This window comes from Thermomonas hydrothermalis, assembly GCF_900129205.1.
GTDB classification, from domain to species: domain Bacteria; phylum Pseudomonadota; class Gammaproteobacteria; order Xanthomonadales; family Xanthomonadaceae; genus Thermomonas; species Thermomonas hydrothermalis.
On record NZ_FQUK01000050.1, the window covers coordinates 1 to 12,918 of the forward strand.

Here is a 12,918-nt window from a genome sequence, read left to right on the forward strand (position 1 = left end):
GGCGCCTGCGAGGTCTTGCCGCACTCGCGGCAGGCCACGCGCGGCACCCGGCAGTGGATGAAGGCCTTGAACTGGAAGAAGTGCAGATGCTGCCAGGTGCGCTCCACCCGGTCGTGCACCGGCTGGTCCGCCGCCCCGCAGACCGGACAGGCCAGCCGGGCCGTATCGCACGACACCTCGAAGTGGATCGCCCCCTCATCCGGACGAAACGACACGCTGTCTACCGCCCACGGCGGCGTCAGCCCCAAAGCCTGGGTGAAGAGTTGTTCTTGCATCCGCCAAGGCTGACATCATCCGGCGGCCCGTTCCACACCAGACGCGATGGAGCCGAATTGGTCGGCCGTTGGTTACCGAATCTGCACTGCTCACCTCGTCTTGCATCAAGGTACGGCGAGCTCGGCGGCAGATACTGGTTGAGACAGTTCGCACAGGATGCCGCACTGTTCGGCGCTTCTGCCTTCGGAACACATTTCCCTCAAGGATCTGAGCTGCTGCTCAAGTGCGCTCAGTTCCTGGATACGCACCGCGACCTGCTCGATGTGTGCCTCAAGAACACGGTTGACCTCACTGCAATCTTGGGTTGGCACGTTCTTGAGGCGCAACAGCACACGAATCTCGTCGAGCGTCATGTCCAGCGAACGACAGCGGCGAATGAAAAGCAAGCGTTCGACGTGTGCGTCGCCATATAAGCGGAAATTGCCCGCGCTCCGGGACGGGGGCGGCAGGAGTCCTTCCTGCTCATAAAAGCGAATCGTTTGAATCGGACACCCGGTTTGCCGGGCAAGCGCTCCGATCTGCATAGCTGCAACCCCTTTTTATCATCGACTTGACTCTATAGTAGCTATAGAGTGTTAAATCTCAAAATACCCTCCGGATGCTTGCTGGTTTCTGCAAGAGCCTCGCCGGATCAGGAACGAGAAGAATCAAGGACCAATGACTATGACTGATGAATGCCAGAAATCCTGCGGATGTGCGTCCGAGCGGAAGGCGGAGTCCATGACGGGTGCCACGCCGACCGGGACGGGAAGGATGAGTCTGTTCTCGGTGCCGAAGATGGACTGCCCTTCGGAGGAGCGCATGATCCGGCTCGCGCTCGAGAATACGAGCGGGCTGGCCGCACTCGAGTTCGATCTTGGCAAGCGCGAGTTGCGTGTTTTTCACGACGGCCCCGTCGAACCCATTGCAAGCAAGCTTGAAAGTCTCGGCTTGGGCGCCCGTCTCATTGCGTCAACTGAATCGAATGGCCCGCACACTGTCGATGGGCAAAGCGACAGCCAGCCGTCCTCCGAGCAAGAGTCTCGCGCTCTCAAATGGTTGCTTGCCATCAACGCCGCCATGTTTGTCGTCGAAGTGACGATCGGGTGGATTGCGCAGTCCACGGGGCTCATGGCTGACTCACTGGACATGTTCGCGGATGCCGCCGTCTACGGGCTCGCGCTCTACGCCGTCGGCCGTCCTACCGGGCACCAGCTGAAGGCGGCGCGGTTGTCAGGCTGGCTGCAACTGTTGCTCGCGCTCGGCGCAATGTCCGAGGTGCTGCGCCGCTTCGTCTTTGGTAGCGAGCCCGAGCCACCGCTCATGATGGGGATCGCGCTCGTTGCGCTCATTGCAAACGTTACCTGCCTTGTCTTGATCTCCAGTCATCGAAAAGGCGGCGCTCACATGAAGGCAAGCTGGATCTTCTCCACGAACGACGTGCTGGCAAACCTGGGGGTGATCGCGGCCGGGGCGTTGGTCGCCTGGACAGGATCGCGTTACCCCGATTTGGTGATTGGCTCGCTCATCGCGCTGCTGGTATTGAACGGTGCGCGGCGCATCCTGCGCCTCGGTGCCTGAAGCAGCGAGCGCGGGACATGCCGCCCCGGCAATATCAACGACTGAATTCCCGCCCTGGAATTTCACGCTGCGCTGCCCAATCCAATGGCAAGGCTCGCCGGATCAGGCGCTCCAGCACAAGCCCGACTGCCTTTTCCACCACGCACGCCTCGACGATGTCAGGTGCAAGCCGGGTCAGTTGCGCGATCCGACTTGCATGCCCCCGGTCAATGCTCTCGGCTGCCGCGATCTCGGTGATGGAGGGTCACGCGCGCCCTGACCTCGGCCGGGTTTGCGCTGTCCATCGATGATTTCGGCACCGGGTATTCCTCACTGGCTTACCTCAAGCGATTTCCCGTTCATAAACTGAAGATCGACATCTCGTTCGTGCGGGACATGCTGACCGATCGCAACGATCTCGCCATTGGGTCCGCCATCGTTGCCATGGCGAAGAGCCTCGGCCTCAAGACCCTGGCCGAAGGTGTGGAAGAGGCAGCGCAGGCGGAACACTTGCTGGCATTGGGTTGCGACGAAGCACAGGGGTATTACTTCGCCCGTCCGGAGCCGGCCGAGGTTTTCGCGCGCAGGTGGTTGCAAAGCGCATGTCCGAGTCATGATCTCGGTCAGGACGTGGATCGCCAAGAGCAAGGCCACCTCGGTACATGACGGCAAAGCCGCTCCATGGCACCGGGCCCCGGCGCATGATCACGCCCTCGAGTTCTCTCAAACTCTTCGTAGCGTTCACGCTGATCCGTGATCGGGAGCCGTCAGCCCGGTCGGTTCAACAGCGATCGGGGCCATTGCCTCTGCGAAAGCGCACAGACCAAAGGCACTTGGGCTGGCTCGCCCCAACTGCTTCACCTCATCAGGTTCCGCCTGGGAACTCCAGGCAGAACCGGGTCCTGCCCTGCGCGGACGTCACGCTGATCGATCCTCCATGGGTTTGCATAATGGCGCGGGTAATCGCCAATCCCAGCCCTGCGCCGTCGGTTTCCGGATGTGACCGCGATGGGTCAGCACGGTAAAACCGATCGAACAGGCGCGGCAGTACCCTCGGGTCGATGTCCTCGCCGGTGTTCTCGACGCTCACCCGGGTGGCTTGGGAAGACTGGCTGATCTCGATCGTGACCTCGCCATGTGGCGGGGTGTGGCGCAGCGCGTTCGAAAGCAGATTGCTCAGGGCACGGCGGAACATCAAGCGATCACCGACGATCTCGCCCTCACCACGCTGAGCCAGTCTGACGCCCTTCTCATCGGCGACCGCCTCATAGAACTCAATCAGGGCGTGCGTTTCCTCGGCTGCCGAGAAACGTTCCCGGTTCGGCAGCATCATCCCGCGTTCGGCCTTGGCCAGGAACAGCATATCGGACACCATGCGGCCCAGACGCTGCAGTTCCTCGGCATTGGAAGCCAGGATCTCCCGGTAGGTATCGGCATCGCGCCGGGTAGCCAACGCGACCTGGGTCTGGGTCAGCAGGTTGCTCAGGGGGGTGCGCAGCTCATGCGCCAGATTCGACGAGAACTCCGACAGTCGCGTGAACGCGTCTTCCAGCCGGTCCAGCATCTTGTTGAGTTCGTGAGCCAGATCGGCCATTTCGATGGGTACCGCCTCGACGGGCATGCGCTGGTGCAGCCGCTGGCTCGTGAGCGTGGTGGCTCTGGATTTCATGGCACGCAATGGCGCCAGCCCCTTGTACGCGGCAAACCAGCTCAGCAAGCCACAGATGACGATCGTCACGACGGCATAGGTCATCAGGGTGCGCCGCAACTCCAGCATGAACCGTGTGTGATGCGCCGTGTCCATGGCAACGAGGATGTCCAGCCGCGTCGTTGCGTCATAGGCTGGAATAACCCGGACACGCATCCCGCGAAACGCCTGCCCTGCGTCGGCCCAATGGATCAGCGCGTCGTTGCCGTTGCCTTCATCCGCCGGTGACAGTTCGCGCGGGAGGCGAAATCCTTCGGACTGGAAGAGCGTTTCACCTTTCGAATCGTGGACGCTGACGTACAGCCCGTGATGGTGGCTCAATGCCTCACGCAGCAGCCACTTGGCGTCCTCGGTCGAATTGGATCGCGCCAAAATATCCTCGATCAGGTGCTGCTTGTCCTGCAGCGCCATGTGATCCAGCTCGATGAAATGCCGCTCGGATGCAGCGATGACCAACAAGGCCAATCCAAACACCACAGCCCCAGCCGCCAACGTAAAGAAGAGGGTGAGCCGGGTCGTCAGTGACAGGGAGCGAAACATTCAGCGCTCCTCCGGTGCTTCCAATACGTAACCCATGCCACGTACGGTGTGGATCAGCTTGACCTCATGACCCTCATCAATCTTCGCGCGCAAGCGCCGGATGGCCACCTCGATCACATTGGTGTCGCTGTCGAAATTCATGTCCCAGACCTGCGAGGCGATCAGCGAGCGGGGCAGGACCTCGCCATGACGGCGCATCAGCAGTTCCAGCAAGCCGAACTCTTTGGCCGTCAGGCTGATTCGTCGCCCGCCGCGTGAAACGCGTCGGCGCAGCAGGTCCAGTTCGAGATCGGCCACGCGCAGCACGGTGCTCTCGTTGCCACTGCGCCCCCGGCGCAGGATCGTGCGCACGCGGGCCAGCAATTCGGCAAAGGAGAAAGGCTTGACCAGATAGTCGTCCGCACCGAGTTCAAGGCCTTTGACCCGGTCTTCCACCTGATCGCGTGCGGTCAGGAACAGCACCGGCATCTGCAGGCCGCGATGGCGCAAGGACTGCAGTACCTGCCAGCCGTCGAGGCCGGGCAGCATCACATCCAGGATGACCAGGTCGTACTCGCCCTGCAAGGCCAGGTGCAGACCATCGGCGCCGTCTTGCGCCAGATCGACCACGAAACCCGCTTCGCTCAAGCCTTGACGCAGGTAGTCGCCCGTTTTGGGCTCATCTTCAACGATCAGTATCTTCACGAGGGTGCTCCGCCATATCGAATAGCCGCTAGTGTGACGATTTTGGGTGCACCTGACACGCAGATAACAAAAATGTAATCGGACGAACAGCTTCCTGACAGGGGTGGCTCCCTAGCATCTCACCCACGACATCAGTAACTCATCGCGAGGAGCCCATGCCATCTCTGAGACCGTTTCATTCGTCATTGCCGTTGATGCCCTCGCGGCGGCGTTTCGTGCGCGGCTTGGTCGCCGGCGGCGTGATGGTCGGCCTGTCACCTTGGGTGCGCGCCGCGGCGCAGGGGCTGGCCGACACGCGCACGGGTTCGGCGCCCGTGCTCAGCGGCACGAATATTGACCTGGTGATCGCCGAATCGCCGGTCAACTTCACCGGCACACCAAGGATGGCGACCACCATCAACGGCTCCATCCCGGCGCCGACGCTCAAACTTCGGGAGGGCGACACGGTCACCATCCGCGTCACCAACCGCCTGCGCGAGGCCACCTCGATCCACTGGCACGGGATCATCCTGCCCTACCAGATGGACGGGGTGCCTGGGGTCAGTTTCCCGGGCATCGCCCCTGGCGAAACCTTCACCTACCAGTTTCGCCTCGAACAAACCGGCACCTACTGGTATCACTCGCACTCCGGCATGCAGGAGCAGACCGGCATGTACGGGGCCTTGATCGTCGAGCCGCGTGAGGCAGACCCCATCCGCGCCGACCGCGGCCATGTCGTGCTGCTGTCCGACTGGACCGACGAAGACCCCATGCGGGTGCTCGCCAAGCTCAAGGCGCAAAGCGACTACTACAACTTCAATCAGCCGACGGCGATCGATTTTTTCCGTGACGTGGCCGACATGGGGCTCTCCCGCGCACTGGACAAGCGTGCGATGTGGAACCAGATGCGGATGAACCCGACCGATCTGGCCGATCTCTCGGGGGCGACATTGACCTACCTGATGAACGGCGTCACCCCTGCCGGCAATTGGACTGGCCTGTTCCGGCCGGGCGAGCGCGTGCGTCTGCGGTTCATCAACGGCGCGGCCAACACCTTCTACGACGTGCGCATCCCGGGGCTCAAGATGACGGTGGTGCAAAGCGACGGGCAGAACGTCGAGCCCGTGACCGTCGATGAGTTCCGCTTCGGGCCGGGCGAGACCTACGACGTGATCGTCACGCCCCGAGAGGACGCCTACACGATCTTCGCGCAATCGATGGATCGAACCGGCTTCGCCCGCGGCACGCTCGCGGTGCGCGAGGGCTTGAGCGCCGCCGTGCCTGCGCTCGATCCCGTCGAATGGCTCACCATGGCCGACATGATGGGTGCGATGGACCACGGCGCGATGGGGCATGGCGGCTCGGCCATGGGCGCGATGGACCACGGCGCGATGGGCCACGACATGCCGGGCATGAAGCACGACATGTCCGGCATGAACCATGGCGCGATGGCCATGGATCACGGCCAGCACGCGATGCATGGCATGACAGGCGGCGCGATGGCCAAGCCCAGCGCCACGGTCCGTCACGCACGCACGGAATACGGCCCAAGCACGGATATGCGGGTGGACATGCCGCGCACCAATCTTGACGATCCGGGCATTGGCCTGCGCAACAACGGCCGGCGCGTGCTGACGCTGGCCGACCTCAAAACGATCGGCGGCCCTCTCGATCCTCGCGGGGCCGAGCGCGAGATCGAGCTGCACCTCACCGGCAACATGGAGCGCTATGCCTGGTCGCTCGACGGCCTCGAGTTCGGCAAGAGCACGCCGGTGCACCTGAAGTACGGCGAGCGGGTGCGCGTCATCCTGCACAACGACACGATGATGACCCACCCGATGCATTTGCATGGGCTGTGGAGCGAGGTGGAAACGCCCGACGGGCAGTTCCTGGTGCGTCGCCACACCGTCCCGGTTCAACCCGCGCAGCGCGTCAGCTTCCTCGTGACCGCCGACGCCCTGGGTCGCTGGGCCTGGCACTGCCACCTGATGTTGCACATGGACATGGGCATGTTCCGCGTGGTGGTCGTGTCATGAAACTCATCCCAAGTAGATTCGCCATGAAACCCTGCTCTCTCTTCACTGCGGCGCTGGTGCTGCTCGGTGCGGCGCCCGTCTGGGCGCAAACACCGACGGAAGGCGGCGCCCATGCCGCGCACTCGGGCGCGGCTGCCGCCCCAACGCGCGCCCCATCGTCCGCGAACGCCACCATGGACCACGGCAGCATGCGCATGCAAGGCGGAGCCGCCCCCGCCGATGCCCGCGATCCGCACGCGTATGCCAATGGCTTGACCTTGGAGTCGGGCCCGTACGCATTTCCTGGGCCACGGCAACTGCGGCTGTCCGATGAACATGCGTTTGGCAGCGTGCTCCTCGATCGCCTGGAGCGCGTTTACACGAAGGACGGGAACGCGACCGCCTATGACGCGCAAGCCTGGTTCGGCGGCACCTACGACCGCCTGGTCCTCAAGGCCGAGGGTGACGTCGCCAAAGGCAAACTGGAGGAGGCACGCACGGAGGTCCTGTGGGGCCATGCGATCGCCTCGTACTGGGACACCCAACTCGGGGTGCGGCTGGACAGCGGCGCCGGCCCTGACCGGACTTGGCTCGCTGTGGGCATCCAAGGGCTCGCCCCGTACTGGTTCAATGTCGATGCCACCGCTTACGTCGGCAGCTCAGGACGCACGGCGTTGCGCCTGTCGGGCGAGTACGAGCTCCTGCTCACCCAACGCCTGATTCTGCAGCCCCGCATGGAGGCCAACCTGTATGGCCGGCGCGATGAAGCGCGTGGCTTGGGCAGTGGACTTTCCGATGCGGCGGCGGGCTTGCGCCTGCGTTACGAGTTCTCGCGCCAGTTCGCGCCCTACGTCGGCGTCGAATGGGCTGGCAAGTTCGGACAGACCGCCGATTTTGCCCGCACCGAAGGGCAACGTGCCCGGGAAACGCGGTATGTGGCCGGCTTGCGTTTCTGGTTCTGAAGGCCAAGCTGTTCAACCCAAGAGGAATGACATCATGAAATCATCAAAATCCTTTTTTCTGCTGGGCATTCCCGCCTTGTTTCTAGCGGCATCAGTGTCAGCACACTCCCCCAAAGAGCACATGAAGGATGTACAGCAAAAACCTGACTGTGCCGCCATGAAAGACATGGATCACAGCAAGATGGACATGAATGATCCCGTGATGCAGGCGATGATGCAAAAATGCATGAAAGACATGCATCAGGATAGCCCAGCATCAAACGGCACCTACGCCGGACACCAACAGCAAAGTGAAAAAGCCGAGCAAAGCAAGCCGCCGCGGCACGCACACGAAAAATGACTGAAACCCGCCCTTGCTCTTTACCCGCAAGGGCGGCACTCCAAAGGAGATTACATGAAATCCAGACCTCTGCTGTCCTGTGGGAAATACCTGCTGGGCACGGGCCTGTTCGCGCTGGCGGCGGGGATGGCCTTTCTCTACTCCGGCTGGTATCCGATCGGTGCCGATGTGCCGCATAACGGGCTGACCTACTGGGCGCTCGAGACCTTGCGTGAGCGCTCCATAGCCCGCGCCAGTGCCGATATCGAAGTGCCCGGCGACCTGGGCACGCCCAAGCGCCTGCTTGCCGGTGGTGCCGATTACAATGACATGTGTGCGGGGTGCCACCTGCGCCCCGGAGAGAAAGAGAGTGATTTCACTCTGGGGCTGTATCCGGTACCGCCCAATCTCAGCCTGCCCCACGCTCAGGCGGACAGAAAAGACCTAACGGCACAAGCGAGACGACGCTTCTGGATCATCAAACATGGCATTAAAGCCTCAGGAATGCCGGCATGGGGGCCGACCCACGATGACGAACGCATTTGGAACATGGTGGCTTTCCTGCAGCGCTTGCCGGAGCTGACACCGGAGCAGTATCAGATCCTCACCGCACGAAGCGATGAAGAAGCGATGCCGCAGGGCGCGATCCAGGACGGCAATCAACCCTGAAGGCATTTCCGAGTAGGAGACCTGCTATGACACGAACAACTTCAGCCCGATCTCACGTGAGCAGACGACCGCGCATGCTGATGGCGATGCTTGCCCTGAGCCTTTTTCCCTTCCTCACACCCGCCGCCGCACCGCAGACGGTCGCCGTGCAGGTGTGGAAGGACCCGAACTGTGGGTGTTGCAAGGACTGGATTGCCCACCTGGAGAAAAGCGGATTCCGCGTGAATGCCGTCGACCAGGGCAACGGCGCGGCCCGCGCTCGCCTCGGGATGCCGCAGAAATTCGGTTCCTGCCATACGGCCCTGATCCAGGGCTATGTGATCGAAGGCCACGTACCCGCCACGGACATCCAGCGGCTGCTCAAGGAAAAGCCCCAAGCCCTGGGCTTGGCGGTGCCGGGCATGCCCATTGGTTCACCCGGCATGGATGGTGTCGCCTACGGAGGACGCCGTGATGCCTACAAAGTCTTGCTGGTTGGGAAAGACGGAGCAGCGCAAGTTTTCGGTTCTTATCCGTGAAGAAACCATGCACTGACCGTGTGCCGATTGGATCCATGAGGCGCAGCAGCGGTCTTGCAACCTGGAACAGGAGGCCGGCGCCGACCGCGCCGATCCTCGATGAAGGGAACACCGCGATGAACGCGACTGACCAAGAACACCTCCACGACACGCGCGGCCAGTCCGGTCTGAATCGGCGCATGAGGACCGCGTTGCTGATGGTTGCCCTCATCGGCGGCTTCTACCTGCTGCGCGAGCACTGGAGCCATGTCGCAGGCAATTGGGTGTACCTGTTGCTGCTAGCGTGCCCGCTGATGCACCTGCTGCATGGCCACGGCAGGCATGGCGCACTGCCCGACAACCGCCCCGACAAAGAGGCCTGAAGCCATGGACCTGCGATCTGCGCACGACCACCGCCGACACACCCACGACCACCCGAGCGCACAGCAGCGGGCCGAAGGTCTGAAGGACCCTGTCTGCGGCATGGACGTGACCGCGCAGTCCGAGCACCACGTCGAGCACGCAGGCCGACTCTTTTACTTCTGCAGCGCCAAGTGCCGGGCGAAGTTCGTCGCCGAGCCGGCGCGCTATGCCTACAGCGGCCATGAGCCTTCGTCTGTCGAAGCGCCGGCGCTGGCGGCAGGCACGATCTACACCTGCCCCATGCACCCCGAGATCCGGCAGGATCACCCCGGCTATTGTCCGAAGTGCGGCATGGCGCTGGAGCCGGTGCTGCCGGATCTCGAAGGAGAAGAGAGTCCCGAGCTGCGCGATTTCCAGCGCCGCTTCTGGTGCCCCCTGCCGCTGACCGTCATGGTCACTGTGCTTGCCATGTTCGGCCACCAGTTGCATTGGTTCGAGGCGCGCACACAGACCTGGATCGAACTCGTTCTGTCCCTGCCCATCGTCCTGTGGGCGGGTCGGCCGTTCTTCGTGCGCGGCTGGCAGTCCGTGGTCCATCGCAGCCCGAACATGTGGACCCTGATCGCGCTGGGCACCGGGGCGGCGTTCGTCTACAGCGTGGCGGCGACCGTGGCCCCACAACTGTTCCCGGACTCGTTCGTGTCCATGGGACGGGTCGCGGTGTACTTCGAGGCGGCGGCGGTGATCATTTCCCTGACCCTGCTGGGGCAGGTACTGGAACTCAAGGCGCGTTCGCAGACCTCGGCCGCCATCAAGTCCTTGCTCGGACTGACCCCCAAGACCGCCCGGCGCCTTCGCGACGATGGCACGGAAGAGGACGTGCCCCTGACGCACATCCATGTCGGCGATCGGCTGCGCATTCGACCCGGCGAAAAGGTTCCGGTAGATGGTACGGTAATCGAGGGCAGCAGCGCTGTGGACGAATCGATGCTGACGGGGGAGTCCCTGCCCGTGACCAAGCGGGTGGGCGACAAGGTCATCGGTGCGACGCTCAATACCAGTGGCGCGCTCGTCATGGTCGCCGAACGTGTCGGCTCGGCGACCATGCTGTCCCAGATTGTGCAGATGGTGGCGCAGGCGCAGCGGTCCAAGGCGCCGATGCAGCGCATGGCCGATGTCGTGGCGGGCTATTTCGTGGTCGCGACGGTGTCCATCGCCGTGCTGACCTTTTTTGCCTGGGGCCTGTTCGGGCCGGAACCGCGTTGGGTTTTTGGCCTCATCAACGCCGTGGCTGTGCTGATCATCGCCTGCCCCTGCGCGCTGGGCTTGGCCACGCCCATGTCGATCATGGTGGCGACCGGGCGAGGGGCTACGCAGGGGGTGCTGTTTCGCGATGCCGCCGCGATCGAGAAAATGCGCCAGGTCGATACCCTGATCGTCGACAAGACCGGCACATTGACCGAGGGCCGGCCGCGCTATCAGACGACGATCGCAGCCGAAGGCTTCACCGCCGGCGAAGCCTTGCGACTGGCTGCCAGCCTCGACCAGGGCAGCGAGCACCCGCTGGCGGAAGCCATCGTCACGGCCGCGCGCGAGCAGGGCCTGGTGCTCTCACGCGCCGAGGAGTTCGACTCGCACTCAGGCATCGGCGTGCGCGGGCGCGTCGATGGACATGCCGTGGCACTGGGCAACACCGCGCTGATGGAACAGCTCGGTGTGGACGTGCGGCCATTGGCCGAGCGGGCGGAGGCGCTGCGCGGTGAGGGTGCCAGCGTGATGCATCTGGCCGTCGATGGCGTGCTCGCCGCAGTCCTGGCCGTCGCCGACCCGGTGAAGAAGACCACACCGCAAGCGCTGGCGTCGCTGCGCGCGGAGGGCTTGCGCGTCGTCATGGCCACGGGCGACGGTCTGACCACGGCCAAGGCCGTGGCGGCGCGCTTGGGCATCGATGAGGTGCATGGCGAGGTCAAGCCCGCCGACAAACTGCAACTGGTGGAGCGGCTGCAGCGCGAGGGGCGTATCGTTGCGATGGCTGGTGACGGCATCAATGATGCCCCGGCCTTGGCAAAGGCCGACGTCGGTATCGCCATGGGCACCGGCACCGACGTGGCGATGAACAGCGCACAGATCACGCTCGTCAAGGGTGACCTGCGCGGTATTGCGGTGGCGCGCGCCTTGTCAGTGGCCACGGTCCGCAACATGAAGCAGAACCTGATGTTCGCCTTTCTCTACAACGCACTGGGCATTCCCATTGCGGCCGGCGTGCTGTATCCGCTCACCGGTTGGCTGCTTTCACCGTTGATCGCCGCCCTGGCGATGAGTTTCAGCTCCGCATCGGTGATCGGCAATGCGCTGCGTTTGCGCGGCGTCCGTCTTGTCTGAACACGAGGATCGTCGCGCGTGCCGTGGTGGGTGCTGGTTGCACTCCCAGATCGCTGGGTCTGTCGTATCGGTTGCCACCCGACGTTGGACACCTGATCCCTATCGAGGCCTGGAATGCTCTCGACCACGGCACCTGAGCCGCCTCACACCGATACCGCACTTGGCGCCCAGTCGGCATCGCCATAAGCACTTGCACCGATGTGGCGATGAGTCCGCGCCCCGCCTTGGTGAGCAGGAATGCATTGAGATTGGCACACGATTAATCCCGATCCCATCCCGAATGGAATCTGACATATACGTAACGGCCGTCTCATCTTCCCGTCAGCGGTGGCTTCGCAGAATACATACTGTGCAGTCGCACAAGGCATTGACAGAAATGCCTTCACGTTTGATTGAAAGGAGTGTAGAGATGAAAGCCAGGATTACCGCTGTTGTCGCCGCCACCGTGCTGAGCGCCATCGTAACCCCATCGTTCGCTGGTGACGCGGCAGCGGCCAGCGCCAAGAAAATGTTCCTCCTCAAGGACGGTGGAACCCTGTATGTATTCGAGGACGGCAAGACGGCGCTGGAAGACAAGTTCGGACGGGCTATCAACCTGAAAGAGGGGCAATCGCTCGAAACGGTCGATGGCCAGAAGATTACAGCCAACGGCAACGAGGTCGCTCGACTCGATGGTCTTCTCCGTCAGGGTCATTCCGGCGGTTGACTACTCGATTCAATTCGTGAACTGCACGCCAGCGGATGTCGGGCCAACTCGTTGACCAACACGCGCTGGCGGGCCATCGGTCATAGCTGGGGCTAACCACTCGATGGTAGGCTGCGACGCTACCGGTCAATCGGCGCCGCACAAGGTGAGAGTCCGCCCTGCACTGACTGACCGGCGTTCATTGCCGAGGCCATTGCGTCCACAACAACCCGCAGGATTGCCCGGGATTGCTCAATCGTTGAGAGAGTGGGTTGGATTCCGGTCGCGTCTGCACCACCA

The 12,918-nt window shown here is 62.9% G+C and carries 14 protein-coding genes; 10 read left to right on the forward strand and 4 right to left on the reverse strand.

The annotated features are described in order from the left end of the window. Positions 1-275, reverse strand: a 275-nt coding sequence (locus BUA29_RS10720) for a transposase family protein (protein WP_143148921.1), incomplete at its 3' end; no start/stop codon positions are given. A 105-nt stretch (positions 276-380) separates the two neighbouring features. Continuing rightward, entirely contained in the window at positions 381-800 is a 420-nt protein-coding gene (gene cadR / locus BUA29_RS10725) for a Cd(II)/Pb(II)-responsive transcriptional regulator (RefSeq protein ID WP_037989410.1), read from the reverse strand. A 229-nt stretch (positions 801-1,029) separates the two neighbouring features. On the opposite strand from cadR, the gene BUA29_RS10730 reads away from it, so the two are divergent. Then, complete coding sequence (locus BUA29_RS10730; protein WP_425443780.1) at positions 1,030-1,836, forward strand: cation efflux transmembrane domain-containing protein; 807 nt, start codon at positions 1,030-1,032, stop codon at positions 1,834-1,836. A 255-nt stretch (positions 1,837-2,091) separates the two neighbouring features. Then, complete coding sequence (locus tag BUA29_RS10735) at positions 2,092-2,481, forward strand: EAL domain-containing protein (RefSeq protein ID WP_084602445.1); 390 nt, start codon at positions 2,092-2,094, stop codon at positions 2,479-2,481. A 199-nt stretch (positions 2,482-2,680) separates the two neighbouring features. Here BUA29_RS10735 and BUA29_RS10740 read toward each other — a convergent pair whose 3' ends face one another. Together BUA29_RS10740 and BUA29_RS10745 are read right to left on the reverse strand one after the other, a co-directional pair. Continuing rightward, positions 2,681-4,063, reverse strand: a complete 1,383-nt coding sequence (locus tag BUA29_RS10740) for a heavy metal sensor histidine kinase (protein WP_072756546.1) — start codon at positions 4,061-4,063, stop codon at positions 2,681-2,683. Continuing rightward, positions 4,064-4,747, reverse strand: a complete 684-nt coding sequence (locus tag BUA29_RS10745; protein ID WP_072756547.1) for a heavy metal response regulator transcription factor — start codon at positions 4,745-4,747, stop codon at positions 4,064-4,066. Positions 4,748-4,902: 155 nt separating this feature from the next. On the opposite strand from BUA29_RS10745, the gene BUA29_RS10750 reads away from it, so the two are divergent. The 8 genes from BUA29_RS10750 (at position 4,903) to BUA29_RS10785 (ending at position 12,639) form a co-directional block, all read left to right on the forward strand. Continuing rightward, the gene (locus BUA29_RS10750) at positions 4,903-6,762 is read left to right on the forward strand and encodes a copper resistance system multicopper oxidase (RefSeq protein WP_072756548.1); all 1,860 of its coding nucleotides are present in this window, start codon (positions 4,903-4,905) and stop codon (positions 6,760-6,762) included. Next, entirely contained in the window at positions 6,759-7,703 is a 945-nt protein-coding gene (locus tag BUA29_RS10755) for a copper resistance protein B (protein ID WP_143148922.1), read from the forward strand. Before BUA29_RS10750 ends, BUA29_RS10755 begins: the two co-directional genes overlap by 4 nt. 34 nt (positions 7,704-7,737) lie before the next feature. After that, positions 7,738-8,043: a hypothetical protein gene (locus BUA29_RS10760; protein ID WP_072756549.1), complete on the forward strand. Its 306-nt coding sequence runs from the start codon at positions 7,738-7,740 to the stop codon at positions 8,041-8,043. A gap of 54 nt (positions 8,044-8,097) precedes the next feature. Then, entirely contained in the window at positions 8,098-8,691 is a 594-nt protein-coding gene (locus BUA29_RS10765; protein ID WP_072756550.1) for a c-type cytochrome, read from the forward strand. Positions 8,692-8,765: 74 nt separating this feature from the next. Beyond that, positions 8,766-9,209 carry a DUF411 domain-containing protein gene (locus BUA29_RS10770; RefSeq protein WP_218587188.1) on the forward strand — a complete coding sequence of 148 codons (444 nt, stop codon included), beginning with the start codon at positions 8,766-8,768 and terminating at the stop codon, positions 9,207-9,209. A 179-nt stretch (positions 9,210-9,388) separates the two neighbouring features. Then, positions 9,389-9,571 carry a DUF2933 domain-containing protein gene (locus BUA29_RS10775; protein WP_072756555.1) on the forward strand — a complete coding sequence of 61 codons (183 nt, stop codon included), beginning with the start codon at positions 9,389-9,391 and terminating at the stop codon, positions 9,569-9,571. A 4-nt stretch (positions 9,572-9,575) separates the two neighbouring features. Continuing rightward, entirely contained in the window at positions 9,576-11,933 is a 2,358-nt protein-coding gene (locus tag BUA29_RS10780) for a heavy metal translocating P-type ATPase (RefSeq protein ID WP_072756552.1), read from the forward strand. Between the two features lie 409 nt (positions 11,934-12,342). Beyond that, positions 12,343-12,639 carry a CopK family periplasmic copper-binding protein gene (locus BUA29_RS10785; protein ID WP_019562338.1) on the forward strand — a complete coding sequence of 99 codons (297 nt, stop codon included), beginning with the start codon at positions 12,343-12,345 and terminating at the stop codon, positions 12,637-12,639. Positions 12,640-12,918: the final 279 nt, after the last annotated feature.